Below are 16,590 nucleotides of genomic sequence, written 5' to 3' on the forward strand. Positions count from 1 at the left end.
GCGTGCACATCTAATGCAGCATGCCCGGTTCCTGTCGGCAGCCATCGAAAGTGGACACAATCAGGAGGACTCTTGGCAACAAGGTCGCGGGATGACCGCGAAGCGAAACGGCGCATCAGGCAGATGGAAGCCAAGCGTGCCCTGCGGCAGGAACAGGGCAAGCGACGCAAACGTGACAACACCATCGCCGTGAGTGCAGCTGCCGTGACCGTGGTCCTGGCCGTCGTGCTGCAACTGACGGTCTTTGCTTCCAACCCCACAGAGGCCGAGTTCGCCGCCGCCGAGGCGGGGCTCGGTTCGCCGTCGGCGTCCCCATCCGCTTCCAACAGCGCCGATATTCCCAGCCCGGACACGGCCGCTGGAAAGACATTCACCGGCGAGCTCGCGTTGAACAGCGGCGTTGTCGGCGTAGAGCTCAACGGGACTGCCGCGCCGCAAGCTGCTGCCGTGTTCAAGTCCCTGAGCGACGCCAGCTACTACAACGGGGCGTTCTGTCACCGGCTGACAACGTCCGAAACGTTCGGGCTCCTCCAATGCGGAGCCAAATCCGAAGACGGCGCGGACGACGCAAATTATCGGTGGGGGCCACTGGAAAATACTCCCGCAGACAACAAGTACCCTGCGGGAACCATTGCAGTTGCCCGCACCGGCAACGACGCCTACGGCAACGGCCACCAATTTTTCATCGTCTACAAAGACACCACCATCCCGGCTGATACCGCAGGCGGATACACCGTGGTGGGCAAGGTGACCAGTGGCCTTGACGTGGTCACCAAGATCGCCGCGGCAGGCCTTAAACCCGGTGAAAACGCCAGCGACGGCGCCCCTGTGGCACCTGTCACGATAGACTCGTTTTCTCTGAAGTAACCAGCCCCGGGCCCGGCCTGCGGTGCATTACCTGAGCAGTTCCCTCCAAGCGAAAGACTTTTAGCGGTGACAGACAGTCAGAAATCCGACGAAACAGCAGTAGTGGCCAACCAAGACGCAGTCGAGGCAGCCGGCACCAACGGCTCCGAGGCACCGGCTCCGGCGGAGCCCACTCCAGCCAACGAAGCAACTCCGGCTGCCGAATCAGCTCCGGTGGAGGCCGCCTCGGCCGTCGAAACAGCTCCGGCTGCCGCGGAAACACCGGAAGAAGCGCCGGCAGAAGAGCCTGCAGCCCCGGCCGCTCCTCGTCCGACGCCGTCCGCAGCGCCCTCCCCTGCGGCCTTCGCTGCCCGTCCCAAGGCCCCTGCCGCCGTCGTGCCTGCGGCCCCGGCGGTGTCCGCTGCCTCACTCGCTGAGGCAGCCAAATGGGGACGCGCTGAAGGTGATGGCCACGTCTTCCTGACGCTGGATGGTGAAGAGATCCCCGTTGGTCAGTACCCGGGCGTCAGCGCTGACGAGGCACTTGGCTACTTTGCCCGTAAGTTCGACGACATCATCGCGCAGGTGGTTCTCCTGGAACACCGCGTGGAGTCCAAGGCTCCTGCCACAGACATGCAGAAGACGGTCACGCACCTCCGCGAGCAACTCGCCGAGCGCAATATGGTGGGTGACGTTCGTGCTGCTGAGGCCCGCTTGGACGCCCTGTCAGCCCAGATTGTAGAACTCGAGAAGTCCGAGAAGGCTGCTCACGAGGCGGTGCGCGCCAATGAACTCGCAGCGCGCGAAGCAATTGTTGCTGAAGCTGAGACCATTGCCGGCCAGGACCCCGCGCAGATCCAGTGGAAGACCTCAAGCGCACGTATGAACGAGCTGTTTGAAACGTGGAAGGCTGCGCAAAAGAGTGGTGTCAGGCTTGGCCGCAGTAACGAAGACGCGCTGTGGAAGCGTTTCCGCTCGGCACGGACGGTATTTGATCGCCACCGCCGCGCATACTTCTCGCAGCTTGACAGCAATAACTCCGCTGCAAAGTCAGCCAAGGAGGCCCTGATCGCGGAGGCCGAGGCGCTTTCAACGTCTACCGACTGGGGATTCGCAGCCGGCGAGTACCGCAGGCTGATGGACCAGTGGAAGACGACGCCTCGTGCAAGCCGCAAGGACGATGACGCTCTCTGGGGCCGGTTCCGCGCCGCCCAGGACGTCTTCTTCAGCAACCGCCAGGCCGCTAACGAGCAAATCGACCAGGAATACACTGCGAACCTCGCCGTCAAGGAACAGTTGGTGGCTGAGGCGCAGGCGCTTCTTCCCATCAATGATCTCAACGCCGCCAAGAAGTCCCTTCAGTCCATCAGGGACCGTTGGGAAGATGCCGGCAAGGTTCCCCGCGCCGACATGGGTCGGATTGAGGCAGGGCTTCGCAAGGTTGAAGATGCGGTCCGTGAAGCCGAGGAAGAGAAGTGGCGCCGGAGCAACCCGGAAACCAAGGCCCGCACCAACAGCGCCTTGTCACAGCTTGAATCGGCTATTGCAGGTCTCAAGGAGGATCTGGAGAAAGCCGAGAAGGCCGGTGACCAGCGCCGTATCAAGGCGGCCCGCGAGGCTCTGGAAGCCCGTCAGGCATGGCTTGACCAGATCCAGCGCTCGGCAAGCGACCTCGCCTAGAGGACCCCAAGCCAAGATCTTTCGTGCAGGCTCCGTTCCGGTTATCCACATAACCGGAACGGAGCCTGTACTCGTATGATGGCCGCACGGAATGATCAATGAATGGTCCCCGCTGTCAACGCCCCGCATTTGCTGGAGCCGGTCATTTCCGAGCTCTACTCCCCCAGTCGCATCTTTACGTGGAACGAACTGCAAAGTATGGCGTTCGATGGCATCCTGCTGCCCCTGTACGGGAAGAGTTACGCTTCCCCGGGTGTCGCTGTTACCCATCGCCTGCGAGCCCGCGCAGCGGCCCTCACCGTCCCGGAAAGAATCCGGACCAAGGTGGTCGCCGGCCGGCTCACAGCAGCATGGATCTACGGTTGCGCGAACCCACCTGAGCACCTGTCACTGCTTGTCGATTCAAAACATCGCATTTCCAGCCTGCGGGGATCCACGGCATGCAGCCTCCATGAGGTCCGTTTGGGTCAGATGGACGTCGTCAGCCTCGGAGGAATGCTCGTCAGCAGCCCTCTACGTACCGCGGCGGACATCGCCCTCCATGTCGAAGCCGAACGCGCTCTGCCGGCGTTGAAGCGCCTTCTGGAGCGGGAAGAACTTGGCATCAGGCTGCGGCTACTTACCCTGGCCGTGGAGTCGGCTCCCCGGGTGCCACACAAGAAGCGCGCCTTGGCAACATTGGGCCAGCTGGCTTCCTCGGATCCAGGCTAGCTGCGACGGCGGTTGCCAGTAGTCCGATACACGTCAAAAACTCCATCAATGCGGCGAACCGCGTTCAAGACGTGATGCAGGTACTTCGGATCGCCCATTTCGAAGGCAAACTTCGAGATCGCGACTCTGTCACTCGACGTGTGAACCGAGGCGGCCAGGATGTTGACGTGGTTCTCGGACAAGATACGGGTCACGTCGGACAGCAGGGACTTCCTGTCCAAAGCTTCCACTTGAATCTCCACAAGGAACACACTCGACTGCGTGGGTGCCCACTCAACCTCAACAATTCTGTCCGGCTGGTCACGAAGACCCGAGACATTGGTGCAGTCCGTCCGGTGGACAGAAACTCCTGATCCACGCGTTACAAAGCCCAGGATGGGGTCCGGGGGTACGGGCGTGCAGCACCGGGCCAGCTTGACCCAGACATCGCCGACGCCGCGCACGATGACGCCCGAATCCGAGAACTTCGACTTCGCAACCTGGGTTGGAATACTGACTTCATCGAGGTCCTCATCGGGTGTTTCATGACCACCCAGGTGCTCGACGAGCTTTTCCATGACGGACTGGGCCGAGGTATGCCCGTCGCCAACGCCCGCATACAGCCCGGAGATGTCTACATAGTGGAAGTCCTCCGCCACTGCAGACAAAGCGTCATGCGTCATCAGGCGTTGCAGAGGCAGGTTCTGCTTCCGCATAGCCCGCGTCAGCATGTCCTTGCCGCGTTCTATGGCTTCCTCGCGGCGTTCTTTGGTGAACCATTGGCGGATCTTGTTGCGTGCCCGTGCCGACTTGACGAAGTGCTGCCAGTCCTGGCTGGGCCCGGCGCCTTCAGCCTTGGAGGTGAAGATCTCTACCCAGTCGCCATGGTTCAGCTCGCTGTTGAGCGGGACCAACTTGCCATTGACGCGGGCACCGATGGTTCGGTGGCCGACCTCCGTGTGCACGGCGTACGCGAAGTCCACAGGGGTGGATCCGGCCGGAAGTGCCATGACTTCACCCTTGGGAGTGAAAACGAACACTTCCCGGGCATTGATCTCGTAGCGGAGCGAATCCAGGAACTCTCCGGGATCCGATGTCTCCTGCTGCCAGTCCACCAGCGACCGCAACCAGCCCATGTCCCCGTCACGCGGGCTGCCCGGGCCTTGCGCCGTCCGGTTGGGCTGGTCCTTGTACTTCCAGTGGGCTGCCACACCGTATTCTGCACGGCGGTGCATCTCGTGGGTGCGGATTTGGATCTCCACAGGCTTGCCGCCGGGGCCAATCACCGTTGTATGCAGCGACTGGTACATGTTGAATTTGGGCATCGCGATGTAGTCCTTGAACCGCCCCGGGAGGGGGTTCCACCGTGAATGCAGCGTCCCCAGGGCTGCGTAACAGTCACGAACTGAATCCACCAGGACACGCACGCCCATGAGGTCGTTGATGTCGTCGAAGTCTTTGTCCCGGACGATCATCTTCTGGTAAATCGAGTAGTAATGCTTGGGCCGGCCAGTGATGGTCGCCTTGATTCGTGCTGTCCGAAGGTCATCCGCTATCTGGTTGCGGATGACGCTGAGGCTCTTTTCCCGCTCCGGCGTGCGGTCGCCCACCATGCGCACGATTTCCTCGTACACCTTGGGGTACAGCGCAGCGAAGGAGAGATCTTCCAGTTCCCACTTGATGGTGTTCATACCCAGGCGATGCGCCAGCGGTGCAAAGATCTCCAGGGTTTCACGGGCTTTGCGCGATGAAGACTCCGCGGAAACAAACCGCCAAGTGCGCGCATTGTGGAGGCGGTCTGCGAGCTTGATCATCAGGACACGGATGTCCTTGGCCATCGCAACCACCATCTTGCGGACGGTTTCCGATTGCGCAGCCTCGCCAAAACTGACCTTATCCAGCTTGGTAACGCCATCCACCAACATGGCAACTTCGGGTCCGAAGTCCCGCGTCAGGTCAGCCAGGGTGTACGGAGTGTCCTCCACGGTGTCGTGAAGCAACGCTGCTGCCAGGGTAGTCCCGGTCATGCCGAGTTCAGCCAGGATGGTGGCCACAGCCACGGGATGGGTGATGTACGGATCACCGCTCTTGCGCTTCTGCCCTTGGTGGCTCTGCTCCGCCACTGCGAAGGCGCGTTGGATCAGGTCGAAGTCCTCTTTGGGATTGTTCGCCCGGACCGTCCGCAGCAGTGGCTCCAGGATCGGCGAGTACGGAGCGATGCCCCGCCCCGTCAGGCGGGCAAGCCGGGAGCGCGTACGCTCCCTCCGTCCCGGGAAGGTGGGACGCGCACCGGGAGCATCGACTGGAACCGCAGCCGCAGTTCGTCCGGGCACACTCGTTGCCGGAACTGCCACAGTCTTGCGGCCGTCATCCCCGCCCGCCGGTGGTGCCGACGTCGCACGTTCTTCCACAGAAGTACCCCTCACAACCGATTTAATTCTCCCAGTCTATTCCCGCTGGCGAATGCTTCTGCAACCGGGCTGCACATGACGATGACGCAGGCAAGTCAAAGAGCCGGCCTCCGCAGTGGTGCGGAGGCCGGCTCTTGGCCAAACAACGGTACTGAACAGCCCTAGACCGTGGCTTCAGTCCTGCGGTGGGCAACCTTCTTGGCTTGCTTGACGAGGTCAGGCTCGCTCTGGCGGAGCCACGCGTACAGCGGTGCCGCAATGAAGATCGTGGCCGCCGTACCAATGAGGATCCCCACGAACAACGCCAGGGAAAGATCGCGAAGGGTGCCAGCGCCCAGGAGCCCGGCACCAATGAAGAGGATTGCCGCCACCGGGAGGACTGCCACCATCATGGTGTTGATGGAGCGGACCAAGGTTTGGTTGACGGCCAGGTTGACCTCTTCACTGAACGTGCGGCGGGTGGACGTGGCGATGTCCGAGGTGTTCTCACGGATCTTGTCGAAGACCACCACGGTGTCATAAAGCGAGTAGCTGAGGACCGTGAGGAAGCCAATGATTGCCGAGGGCGTGACTTCGAAGTCGCTCAAGGCGTACACGCCCGCCGTGGTAAACATAGTGACCAGCATTCCGACTAGTGCCGACAAGGACATCTTCCAGGTCCTGAAGTACAGCGCCATCAGGACAGCTGCCAAGGCAACGAAGACCACCAGGCCGATGAGGGCCTGGCGAGTGACATCCTGACCCCAGGTTGGGCCAACGAAGTTGGACGTCACTTCGTTCTCCGTCACGCCGTAGGCGCTGGTGAGGCCATCCTTGATCCGTTTGGTTTCGTCATCGGTGAGCTGATCCGTTTGAATCCGCATGGTGTTGCCTGCCACGTTGGCAACGCGGGGAATGGCATCGGGCACGATGTCGTGGACGGCCTTTTCGCCCAGGCTTGCGTCTGTGGTGCTCACATTCGAAACGGTGAACTCGGAGCCGCCACGGAATTCGATTCCAAGGTTGAAACCGCCCTTGACCACCGGAATCAGGATGGAGAGTGCCACGGCGACCGCCGCAATGATGAACCAGATTTTTTTGGAATTGACGAAGTTGTACGAGCGCTTGCCCGTGTATAGCTCGTGGCCGAAGGTTGCGAAGCTCGTGGTCATTACTTCTCCTCCTTGGTGCCGTTGGAAGTACCAGTGAGCTGGCCCTTCTCGGCAAGGCGCCTCTCGGCGATGGTCATGCGTCGTTCGGCTTCGGCTGCCGCGCCGGTGTTGCGTGCGCGAACTACGGCAGGCTTTTCCTCCGGCGTACGGAGGCGGCCCGCGCCCCGGTAAAGGGGAACTGCGCCGAGACGGTCAGGAGAAAGCCCTGAGAAACGGTGGCCCTCGCCAAAGAACTTGGTGCGGGCAAGTACCTGCAACATGGGGTGGGTAAACATGAAGACCACTAGCAAGTCAGCCAGCGCCGTCAGGCCGAGGGTGAAGGCAAAGCCACGTACGTTGCCCACGGCTACGAAGTAGAGGACCAGAGCGGCAAGGAGGTTGACGGCCTTGGAAGCCAGCACGGTGCGCTTGGCCCGCTTCCAGCCATTTTCGACGGCGGACACCAGACCACGACCCTCGCGCAGCTCATCCCTGATGCGTTCGAAGTAGACGATAAACGAGTCAGCGGTCTGGCCAATGGCCACGATCAGACCCGCGACGCCTGCCAGGGAGAGACGATAGTTTTCCGTCCATCCAAGGATGGCAATGGCTAGATAGGTCAGCACACCGGCCACCACAAGTGACGCGATGGTGACAAGACCCAACGCGCGGTACTGGAACAGGGAGTACACGACCACCAGCAACAGACCGATCATGCCTGCCAGCAAGCCGAGGCGAAGTTGGTCGCCACCGAGAGTGGCCGAGATCTGCTCCTGTGATTGGATCTCGAAGCTGATGGGCAGTGCACCATACCGCAACTGGTCAGACAAAGCCTTCGCAGACGCCTGGGTGAAGTTACCCGTGATCTGCGGCTTGCCATCAGTGATGACAGCAAGGGCCCGCGGGGCGGAAAGTACTTTGTCGTCCAGGACGATCGCGAACTGTGACTTGGGATCGTCACTACCCTGGGCCTGCGCTGCAGCGTAGAACTGGTTGAGGCGTTCGGTGACGGCCTTGAACTTTGCCGTTGCATCCGAGTTGAAGACAATGTTGACGCCCCAGGAATTCGTCACGGAGCCCTGGGCACCCTGGACCTGGGTAAAGGTGGAATCGCTGATGTCCTGGCCTTTGACCTCAACGGGCCCGAGGATGTACTTGATCGCCGGAGTCGTGGCAGTGGCCGCCTCGCAGGTTACAAGCGGTTTGGCGGGATCTGAGCGGTCGCGCTTTTCCGGTGACGGATTCACGCAGTCGAGCGCTTCAAATTCCTTCTGGACTTCCGGGGTGATCCAGTTGACATCACTCGCGTTGGCCGGCTCGGCCGTCGGCTTGTTCAGCTGATCCTCAGGAGTGCGCTGCTCGGCCGGTATAGCCGCAGGGTCGCCATAGGTGATGACCGGGCGGAAGTTCATGTCGGCCGAAGCCTGAATCAGGTCGCGGGTTTCCTTCGACGGTGTTCCCGGAAGGCTGACCACCACGTTGCGGCCGGACTGCGTGCTGATTTCGGCTTCAGCAACACCGGAGCCATCCACTCGCTGCCGAATGATGGCAACTGCCTGGTTGAGTTGCTCCTCATTGATCTCGCTGGAACCCTCCACCCGGGGTGCCAGGATCATCTGGGTTCCGCCTTCAAGGTCCAGAGCAAGCTTCGGAGCCCAACTGGCATTGCCAGTCACTACTCCGCCAGCAAGGACAGCGGTTAATACAACGAAAATTGCGCCAAGCCAGGTCAGCACCCTGCGGGCTGAGTTTTTGGGGCCGGTCCGTGCCATTATCGATCTTCCTGTTATCGCCGGACAGCCGCCGGCCAACGCTGGTAAGCGTCTGCCGGCGGCTCTCCGCTGCCGTAGAAGTTGCCTTGCGCGGTGTCGCCGCGACTGACGGTGCTAGTTGTCCTTCTTGTCCTCTTTGTTGAGGCGCGCGATGGTTTCTTCCGGTGTCTCGACGGCGGCAGGAGCCTCAGCCTCTGCGGCTGTCAGGGAAGAAGCGTCATCCGGGACAACCGGTGCTTCCTCGGGGGTGGTTTCAACCACCTTGGTGACTGCCTGGCGGTGAACCGTTGCCTGGTTACCCGGGGAAAGTTCGATGACGACCTTGTTCTCAGCTTCGTCGATGGACACGATGCGGCCAAAGAGACCGAAGCTGGTCATGACGTCGACACCAGGAGCGAACTTGGACTGCATTTCAGCCTGCTGCTGCTGGGTCTTCTTGTTGCGGCGGAACATCATGAAGACAAAGAGTCCAAGCATGACGAACAGCAATATGGTCATTGGATCCACAGGGAAGTTCCGTTCTGTACTTACGTTTTGGTTCACGGCAACGTCCCTGGCAGATCCGCATAGCGGGCATGGATCAAGGACTCGAACGTGCCGAGCGTCATACCAGTCTAGTGGGAAAAGCTGAACAGAGCGTGTTAACCGACCGTATCTATGCTTTCGGCGTGGTTTTCGTCCTCACCGAACAAGGCGAGGGTCTCTTGGCCAAAGACTCCGGCCGGTACTGCGTAGCCGAGGTGGGTCCAGGCGGACGCCATCGCGATTCGGCCCCTCGGAGTCCGTCCCAAAAGTCCCTCACGTACAAGGAACGGTTCAGCCACGGTCTCCACCGTTTCTGGTTCTTCGCCGACGGCAATAGCCAACGTGGACAAGCCAACAGGGCCACCGTTGAACTTGGTTATCAGGGCTTCAAGAACGGACCTGTCCAGCCTGTCCAAGCCGCGTTCGTCTACTTCGTACATATCCAAGGCAGCTGACGCCGAACGGGCATCGATTTGCTCGATGCCATGCACAAGCGCCCAGTCACGCACACGGCGCAGCAGCCGGTTGGCTATACGCGGTGTTCCCCGTGACCGACCGGCGATCTCGGTGAAACCAGCGGAGTTTACCTTCAAGTCCAGAAGCCCGGCAGAACGGCGGAGGACAAGTTCGAGTTCGGCCACGGAATAGAACTCAAGGTGCCCGGTGAAACCGAACCGGTCCCGCAGGGGGCCCGGCAGAAGTCCTGCGCGTGTGGTGGCACCTACCAGGGTGAAGGGAGGAAGCTCCAGCGGGATCGCAGTTGCGCCTGCTCCTTTGCCCACCACGATGTCCACGCGGAAATCTTCCATGGCCATGTACAGCATTTCTTCTGCTGGCCTGGACATGCGGTGGATTTCGTCAAGGAACAGGACCTCGCCCTCCGAGAGCGAGGAAAGGATGGCTGCGAGATCCCCGGCGTGCTGGATGGCCGGTCCGCTGCTGATACGCAACGGTGCGTTCATCTCCGCGGCGATGATCATGGCAAGGGTGGTCTTGCCGAGTCCCGGAGGCCCGGACATCAGCACGTGGTCGGCGCTGCGGCCACGCATCTTCGAAGCCTCAAGCACCAAAGCCAACTGCTTGCGGACCCTATGCTGTCCTACGAAGTCGTGCAGGTTCTTGGGACGGAGAGCAGCTTCAATGACCCGCTCTTCCGGTTCCTCGCCCCCGCTGACGAGTGACTGCTCAGCCACGGCTGCCTACGCGGTTGCCTGCGCGCGCGCCGTCCTGGCCAAGCCAGCGCAGTGTAGCCCGAAGTATTTGGGCTACGTTTCCTGCGTCCACGAGTTCCGGCGAGTCCGCCATGGCTTTGTCGATGCTGCCGTTGGCGTCCTTCTCGGACCATCCCAAGCTGGTCATGGCTGCGACTACCTGCGGCTTCCATTGCGCGTTCGGGGCTGCGGCGGGAGCAGTACCCGCGCCGGTTCCGTGCGGAACCAACTTTCCGGCCAGCTCGAGGACAATGCGGCCGGCAACCTTGGGACCAATGCCCGGCACCTTGGTAAATGCCTTGCTGTCACCAGTGTGGGCCGCCACCCGGATGGCTTCCGGTTCGTGCACGGCGAGAACAGCCAAGGCCAAACGCGGCCCAACCCCGCTGACACTGAGCAGGACGTCGAAGACTTCGCGTTCGTCGTCGTCGGCAAACCCGAACAGCGTGAGTGAATCTTCACGGACGATCATGGAAGTGAAGAGCTTGGCTTCGGTTCCTGTTTTGAGGTGGCTCAAGGTCTGCGGAGTGGCGAAGACACTCATACCCGCACCGTTGAGGTCGATTACAGCGGTGGACAAACCAACGTGGGCTACGGTTCCACGGAGAAAACTGATCAAGACCCGGCTCCTGAAATACTGCCTGCTCCGTCACCGTGAAAACTGCGGCCAAAGCGGACTATCCGAACATATCTACGAATACCCTAGCAAGGGCGGCTGACAATCACCGTTTGCGGCGCGCTTTTGCTTCGGCTTCGGCCCACGCTTTCTGCGCGGGAGTGAGCCCGCCCTTTCCGTTAGCGCCACCAACCGAGCCCATTCCACTGCCTGCGCGCCAAGCGTGGGTGAGGGCCAGTGCGAGGGCGTCAGCAGCATCAGCCGGCTTGGGTGGAGCATCCAGGCGCAGAATCTTGGTCACCAATTTGGTGACCGCATCCTTGTTCGCAGTCCCGCTGCCGGTAACCGCGGCTTTCACCTCGGAAGGTGTGTGCAATGCGACCGGGATGCCGCGGCGTGCTGCCGCCACGATGACGACGCCCGACGCCTGGGCTACGCCCATCACCGTGCTCACATTCATCTGTGAGAAAACACGCTCGACGGCGACGACATCCGGCTTGTGCAGGTCCAACCATTCGTCAATGGCCTGGGCAATGACCAGCAAACGCTTGTCCAAGGTCAGCTCGGCAGAGGTGCCCACCACTCCGACTGCCACCATGGTGGCCCGGCGGTTCCGCTCAATGTCCACCACACCGATGCCGCAACGGGTAAGGCCCGGATCGACTCCCAATACGCGAAGAGTCAAGTCCGGGCCTTCCTGATGGCTGTAAACCTGCTGGTTGTCAAAGTTGTTGCGCTGCACCCACCCGATTACTCGGCGTCGAGGGCGGCCTGCACTTCCTCGCTGAGGTCCGCGTTGCTGTAAACGTTCTGGACATCGTCCAGGTCTTCCAGCGCATCCACGAGCTTCATGAATTTCTTGGCGCCGTCAACGTCCAAGTCCACCTGCATGGACGGAACGAATTCGGCTTCGTCAGTCTCGTAGTCGATACCGGCTTCCTTCAAGGCATCACGGATGGCCTGGAGATCGGAGGGCTCCGAGTGGATTTCCCAGTTTTCACCGCTGTCCTTGACTTCCTCGGCTCCGGCATCAAGGACAGCCATCAGGATGTCGTCTTCGCTGAGGCCGTTCTTGGGCAAGACAACAACACCCTTGCGCGCGAAGAGGTAGCTCACGGAACCGGGATCGGCGATGGTGCCACCGTTGCGCGAAATCGCCAGGCGCACCTCGGAAGCGGCACGGTTCTTGTTGTCGGTCAGACACTCAATCAACAAAGCCGAACCCTGGGGACCGCGGGCTTCATACATGATCTCGGTGTAGTCCACCACTTCACCGGTGAGGCCCGCACCACGCTTGATGGCGCGATCGATGTTGTCGTTGGGTACCGAAGTTTTCTTCGCCTTCGTGACTGCGAGCTCAAGGCCAGGGTTGCCGGCAAGGTCCGGTCCACCCATGCGCGCAGCAACTTCGATGTTCTTGATCAGTTTCGCGAACGACTTTGCACGCCTGCCGTCAATGATGGCTTTCTTGTGCTTGGTGGTCGCCCATTTGGAGTGGCCTGACATGCTTTACGCTTCTCCTCTGATCATTCGAATAAAGAGTTCATGCACGCGTTTCTCTCCCGTCACTTCCGGGTGGAAGGAGGTGGCCAGCAGTTGGCCGGAACGCACTGCAACAATTCTAGCCACTCCATGCAATGTAGCCGTGTGGCTGGCGTGGTCGGGATCAACCTGGGCAAGGACTTCCACGCCCGGACCAACACGTTCCACCCAGGGGCCGCGGATGAATACCGCGTGAACGGGATCCACACCGGATTCACCGGCACTGAAATCCAAGCCCTTGAAATCGAGGTCGGTTTCGAAGGATTCGCGTTGTCTTCCGAAAGCGTTGCGGCGGACCGTAATATCCAGGCCGCCGAAAGTCTGCTGGGGGTTTCCGTCAAGGTCCGTAGCCGGGTCTGCAATTTCATTGGCCAGCAGGATCATGCCGGCGCAGGAGCCGTAGACCGGAAGGCCCTCCGCGATGCGCTTTTGAAGGGGGTCACGGACTTCGAAGATCCGGGAAAGCTTGTCTATGGTGGTGGACTCGCCGCCGGGGATAATCAGGCCGTCGATGTCGTCGAGCTCTGACGGGCGGCGAATACCCACGCCGGTGGCTCCAGCGGCCTCAACAGCGTGGATATGCTCGCGGAAGTCGCCCTGGAGAGCCAGCACGCCTATTCGGAGTCCTGCACCCACGCGTGACGAAGCGTCGGAAAGGGGGTTGGTCATTGGTCCATCATAGTGGTCCAAGCCCTCAGTAACCCTGTGTCCGGCCGTCGGGCGCTGCCGTCAGGCAGGGTTCCATGCCCCGACTGGGATATATTACAGAGCATGCTTTCCTTCAGCGTTCCCCTCGGCAAGCTGGTCCGCACACTGTCCCGCCTCCGGGGTGGAGGCTCAGCTTTTCCCGGTCTGGTGGTCGAGAAAATTGACCCCGGCTTCATGCAGCGAACGCTGGCGTCGCTCCCCCTCGGTGTAGCCGTGGTCAGTGGCACCAACGGTAAAACGACTACTACCAAGATGGTGGTGGAACTCCTTGAAAGCCAAGGCTTGAAGGTCTTCACCAACCGCAGCGGCAGCAACTTCACCCGAGGTGTGGCCGCATCGCTCCTGGGCGATGTGGATTGGCGTGGACGACTCGATGCGGACATCGCCATCCTGGAACTCGATGAAGCCCACGCCGTGCACTTCGTCAACAAAGTGGAGCCACGCTTCAGCCTTCTTTTGAATGTCCTGCGCGACCAACTGGACCGCTTCGGCGAAATCGACAAAACGGCCCGTTTGCTGGAGCACATCGCCTCCAAGACGACAGACACCGTGGTCCTCAACCGCGAAGACCCCCGAGTAGCCCGGATTGCCGCTGCCCTCAACACTCTAGACGCCGTTCACCACCCCGAAATCAGGTACTTCGGACTCGATGAATCGTTGCGCAGCACTTTCCCGAACGACGACGAAATGCGCACAACGGGCATTGGTCCATCCCCGTCAGGCACCTCTGTTGCCGCAGAAACCGGTGACGACGTAGACCTGCCGGCTGCCGACGTCGTACTCCGCCGGGTAGGTGCCCAGGACGCTGACTTTGAGTTCGATGACGAAACCGTCACCACATCCATGAAACTGCGTGGTGTCTACAACATCTTCAATGCTGCGGCAGCATTGTCGCTGGCGCGGGCCATCCTGGGAACCGGGCCGGTGGACACGCCCAAACTCGTGAAGGCCTTGGGAGAAGTTGCTCCCGCGTTCGGCCGCGGCGAAAGCCTCACGGTGGACGGCCAGCCCTTGGAATTGGTGCTCGTGAAGAACCCCAGCGGTTTCCGACTAGGGCTTAAGTCCTTCCCTGCCGGCGGGTATGCCACCATGATTGCCATCAACGACAACTACGCCGACGGGAGGGACATGTCCTGGCTCTGGGACGTTGAGTTCGATTCCCTGAGGGAAGACGGCGTGGAAGTCCTCACCGGAGTCCGCGCGTACGACATGGCGCTCCGCCTCCAATACGACGACGTGCCCTTCGGGGTGGTCGAACCGGACATCACCGCAGCACTGCGGACTTTTATTGACGGCTCGCGAGGCAAGCCCAAGCGCATTTTCTGCACTTACACCTCCATGCTCGCCATACGCCGTGAACTGGCCAAAATCACCATAGTTGAGGTGGTCTCATGACCTCGGAAGCACAGCCCCAGCCGGAAACCCAGCCGCACCCGGACGCTCAGCCCCAACTGGACGCTCAGCCCAGCAAGGGAACAATCCGCGTCCTCCAGCTCTACCCGCGGGAAATGAACATCTACGGCGACTGGGGCAACGCCCTTGTCCTGAAGCAACGGATCAAGTGGCACGGCTATACGCCGGAGTTGCTCGAGTACAACGTGGGCGACGAGTTCCCGGACGACGTCGACATTATTGTGGGCGGAGGCGGGCAGGACAGTGGACAGCTCGTCATTCAGGACGATCTGCAGGCCCGTGCTGCGCAGTTGAAGCAGCTCGCGGATGAGGGCGCCCCCATGTTGGTGATTTGTGGGCTGTACCAGCTTTTCGGCAGGTTCTTCAAGACCAGCACGGGGCCCGTCATTCCCGGCATCGGCATTCTTGACGTCGAAACCCACGGAACTGACGAGCGTCTCATCGGCAACGTAACCATGAAATCTGCCGAATTCGGCGACATCCTGGGCTACGAAAACCACAGCGGGCAGACAACCTTGGGTCCCGGCGTCGACCCCCTCGGCACTGTTACCAAGGGCGCTGGCAACAACAGCAAGGACGGGCATGAGGGCGCCCGCTACAACAACATCGTAGCGAGCTACCTGCACGGTTCATTGCTGCCGAAGAATCCGGCCATTGCGGACTTCCTGATCCGGACGGCAGCCGAACGCAAGTTTGGAGCGTTCGTGCCGGGAACGCCCGACGACGGTTATGCCCGCCTTGCGCGCGAACACGCCGCACGCCGGCCGCGGTAGGCGCTACTTTTCCTTGGTGATCAGCAGTTCATGGGCGCCGGCACTTGCTGCGCCCATGGACTCAACCACCGCTTTGGTTCGCTGGTAGGTCTCGGCATCGGCCGCGGGGGTGGCGCAGACTCCCTGGGGTGCATCGCTGGCCACGGAGCACCAACGATAAGGATCGCGAACGATCACTGACGGTGCCCAGGCGAGGTCCGAAGCAGTCCAAACACCTGCGGCGTTCTGGCTGAACTGCGCCCTGACCAGCAGGCCTTCATTATTGAGGACGTACCAAGGGGACAGTTCGGTGACACCGTTGCCCAGCCCGTACACAATCCAGGTGCCCTTGTAATTCTCGATCGGCAGCACCGAGTGGGTGTGGTGCCCATAGATCATGGTGAACTGGCCGCTGTCCACCAACGCGTGAGCAACTTCCTGTTGCTGGGCATTGGCTTCGCTGGCGTACTCGTCACCGGCGTGCATGACGCCCAGGACAATGTCGGCTCCCAACGCCTTCGCCTGTGTTGCCTTCGCAATCATGGCCGCTGGATCCAGTTCGTCAACCAACCACGGGTACTCAGGGATCTGCCCGTTATGGCCGTACGTTCCAATGATCACCGCCACCTTGGCAGCGTCCGTTTGGAGCATGAGTATCTCTTTGGACTCCGCTTCCGTCCGGTAGGAACCCGTGTGCTTCAAACCCGCCGCGTCCAACGCGTCCAGCGTTCGGAGCAAACCTTCGGTACCGCGATCAATGGTGTGGTTGCTCGCCGTTGTGCAGGCCTGGTAGCCAACTTCCTTGGAGGCTGTGATGATCTGTGGTGGGACGTTGAAGGAAGGGTAGGCAGAGAAAGGCCCTTCCGGGGTAGCAACGGGGGTTTCCTGATGGCAGATGGCGAGGTCGCTGTTACGAATGTAGCGACGCTGCCCCTCGAGGAGCGGAACGAACGTATAGCCGGGCTGACCAGCTGCGGCAGCGTCCGCTCTCGCTTGTTGCCAGAGCTGGGTATGCACCAACATGTCGCCTGTCACCGTGATGGAGGTGCAGCGCAACTCGGGGCACGCGGGCCCCTTGCCTGGAGTAGGGTTCGGCGCGGGTGTTCGGGCTGGGCTTGGGCTCTCGATCGCCGGGACGGAAGTGGCGCTGCTGCGGTTCGCGTCATCATTTTCCGCTATGACTCCGCAAGCGCTAAGCAGTAGGGATATGGCCGCGGCGCTCAACACGAGTGCCGCCTTGCGAGGACGGAACCATCTCCCGGAAAATGTGATTTTGCCCATGGCTTTCATCCTA

The 16,590-nt window shown here is 61.0% G+C and carries 15 protein-coding genes; 5 read left to right on the plus strand and 10 right to left on the minus strand.

The features are described 5' to 3' along the window. Positions 1–72 precede the first annotated feature (72 nt). From ACIQTW_RS01735 to ACIQTW_RS01745, 3 genes are all read left to right on the plus strand, one after another. Positions 73–867: a peptidylprolyl isomerase gene (locus tag ACIQTW_RS01735; RefSeq protein WP_402933033.1), complete on the plus strand. Its 795-nt coding sequence runs from the start codon at positions 73–75 to the stop codon at positions 865–867. Positions 868–933: 66 nt separating this feature from the next. Beyond that, on the plus strand, positions 934–2,526 hold the full coding sequence (locus ACIQTW_RS01740; RefSeq protein ID WP_402933036.1) for a DUF349 domain-containing protein: 1,593 nt from the start codon (positions 934–936) through the stop codon (positions 2,524–2,526). Positions 2,527–2,628: 102 nt separating this feature from the next. After that, positions 2,629–3,237 carry a hypothetical protein gene (locus ACIQTW_RS01745; RefSeq protein ID WP_402933039.1) on the plus strand — a complete coding sequence of 203 codons (609 nt, stop codon included), beginning with the start codon at positions 2,629–2,631 and terminating at the stop codon, positions 3,235–3,237. Here the strand turns inward: ACIQTW_RS01745 and ACIQTW_RS01750 are convergent. The 9 genes from ACIQTW_RS01750 to pdxT all read right to left on the minus strand — a co-directional run bounded on the left by ACIQTW_RS01750 (position 3,234) and on the right by pdxT (position 13,092). Beyond that, positions 3,234–5,627 carry a bifunctional (p)ppGpp synthetase/guanosine-3',5'-bis(diphosphate) 3'-pyrophosphohydrolase gene (locus ACIQTW_RS01750; protein WP_017197534.1) on the minus strand — a complete coding sequence of 798 codons (2,394 nt, stop codon included), beginning with the start codon at positions 5,625–5,627 and terminating at the stop codon, positions 3,234–3,236. The two genes, ACIQTW_RS01745 and ACIQTW_RS01750, sit on opposite strands and share 4 nt — an antisense overlap. 161 nt (positions 5,628–5,788) lie before the next feature. Next, positions 5,789–6,778 carry a protein translocase subunit SecF gene (gene secF, locus ACIQTW_RS01755; RefSeq protein WP_402933042.1) on the minus strand — a complete coding sequence of 330 codons (990 nt, stop codon included), beginning with the start codon at positions 6,776–6,778 and terminating at the stop codon, positions 5,789–5,791. Then, entirely contained in the window at positions 6,778–8,529 is a 1,752-nt protein-coding gene (gene secD / locus ACIQTW_RS01760; protein WP_402933045.1) for a protein translocase subunit SecD, read from the minus strand. Before secD ends, secF begins: the two co-directional genes overlap by 1 nt. Positions 8,530–8,643: 114 nt before the next feature. Continuing rightward, positions 8,644–9,027, minus strand: coding sequence for a preprotein translocase subunit YajC (gene yajC, locus ACIQTW_RS01765; protein WP_402936167.1), 384 nt, complete (start codon positions 9,025–9,027; stop codon positions 8,644–8,646). 143 nt (positions 9,028–9,170) lie between these two features. After that, positions 9,171–10,247 (minus strand): Holliday junction branch migration DNA helicase RuvB, encoded by a 1,077-nt coding sequence (ruvB, locus tag ACIQTW_RS01770; RefSeq protein WP_402933048.1) that lies wholly within the window; start codon positions 10,245–10,247, stop codon positions 9,171–9,173. After that, entirely contained in the window at positions 10,240–10,884 is a 645-nt protein-coding gene (gene ruvA, locus ACIQTW_RS01775; protein ID WP_402933050.1) for a Holliday junction branch migration protein RuvA, read from the minus strand. The genes ruvB and ruvA overlap by 8 nt, the downstream gene beginning before the upstream one ends. 103 nt (positions 10,885–10,987) lie before the next feature. After that, entirely contained in the window at positions 10,988–11,566 is a 579-nt protein-coding gene (gene ruvC, locus ACIQTW_RS01780; RefSeq protein WP_026005305.1) for a crossover junction endodeoxyribonuclease RuvC, read from the minus strand. A gap of 65 nt (positions 11,567–11,631) precedes the next feature. Then, positions 11,632–12,387 (minus strand): YebC/PmpR family DNA-binding transcriptional regulator, encoded by a 756-nt coding sequence (locus ACIQTW_RS01785; RefSeq protein WP_091467853.1) that lies wholly within the window; start codon positions 12,385–12,387, stop codon positions 11,632–11,634. Positions 12,388–12,390: 3 nt separating this feature from the next. Next, positions 12,391–13,092: a pyridoxal 5'-phosphate synthase glutaminase subunit PdxT gene (gene pdxT / locus ACIQTW_RS01790; RefSeq protein WP_091467855.1), complete on the minus strand. Its 702-nt coding sequence runs from the start codon at positions 13,090–13,092 to the stop codon at positions 12,391–12,393. 102 nt (positions 13,093–13,194) lie between these two features. Between pdxT and ACIQTW_RS01795 the strand changes: the two genes are divergently transcribed. After that, entirely contained in the window at positions 13,195–14,526 is a 1,332-nt protein-coding gene (locus ACIQTW_RS01795; RefSeq protein ID WP_026005304.1) for a Mur ligase family protein, read from the plus strand. After that, the gene (locus ACIQTW_RS01800) at positions 14,523–15,317 is read left to right on the plus strand and encodes a type 1 glutamine amidotransferase (protein WP_402933056.1); all 795 of its coding nucleotides are present in this window, start codon (positions 14,523–14,525) and stop codon (positions 15,315–15,317) included. Before ACIQTW_RS01795 ends, ACIQTW_RS01800 begins: the two co-directional genes overlap by 4 nt. Positions 15,318–15,320: 3 nt before the next feature. Here ACIQTW_RS01800 and ACIQTW_RS01805 read toward each other — a convergent pair whose 3' ends face one another. Beyond that, positions 15,321–16,586 carry a CapA family protein gene (locus ACIQTW_RS01805; protein WP_402933059.1) on the minus strand — a complete coding sequence of 422 codons (1,266 nt, stop codon included), beginning with the start codon at positions 16,584–16,586 and terminating at the stop codon, positions 15,321–15,323. Positions 16,587–16,590 lie beyond the last annotated feature (4 nt).

This window comes from Paenarthrobacter sp. NPDC090517, assembly GCF_044769165.1.
In the GTDB taxonomy this organism is placed as follows: domain Bacteria; phylum Actinomycetota; class Actinomycetes; order Actinomycetales; family Micrococcaceae; genus Arthrobacter.